The 432-nt window shown below is 43.8% G+C and carries 2 protein-coding genes; both read right to left on the bottom strand.

Annotation, left to right across the window (positions count from 1 at the left end; genetic code table 11):
* Window positions 1-186, bottom strand: a 186-nt coding sequence (locus PROVRUST_RS18760; protein WP_006816501.1) for a phage holin family protein, incomplete at its 3' end; no start/stop codon positions are given.
* Window positions 187-190: 4 nt separating this feature from the next.
* Window positions 191-394, bottom strand: coding sequence for a tail protein X (locus PROVRUST_RS18755; RefSeq protein WP_006816500.1), 204 nt, complete (start codon window positions 392-394; stop codon window positions 191-193).
* Window positions 395-432: the final 38 nt, after the last annotated feature.

Genomic DNA, 432 nt, shown 5'->3' with positions numbered 1-432 from the left:
ACCAAGACCACCAAGAAGCCCAGCAAACCCTGACACAACAACTTGCATTAAGGCATTTACCCAGCTCCACGCGGTATTATTTTTTCGTATATCAATGATATATCTCACAGCGCCTCCCCATGCGGAAATGAAGAGCAGCATCAACCACTGAACCAGACCGAAACTATTCGGATCTTTATCAAACATGTACTTAATCCCATAACTGTAAAAGTGGTCGCGTTGGCTCTGACGTCACTTCTGGCATATCAATTAATATTCCAGCGGGAACAACTGCACCATGCTCTGCTAAGTTAGGATTTGCTAACATAACCGCTTCAGTCATTCCCATCGTTCTTCCGTAAAATCGCCAACAAATAGCGTCAACGGTGTCACCTTGAATTGTTCTAATCTTCATATCAGCTCAACAATGTTATGTGTTGCGCCCTTGATTCG

Source organism: Providencia rustigianii DSM 4541 (genome assembly GCF_000156395.1).
Lineage (GTDB): Bacteria > Pseudomonadota > Gammaproteobacteria > Enterobacterales > Enterobacteriaceae > Providencia > Providencia rustigianii.
The sequence above is the reverse complement of the archived record's forward strand: the minus strand, read 5'-3'. Positions and strand labels throughout refer to the sequence as shown.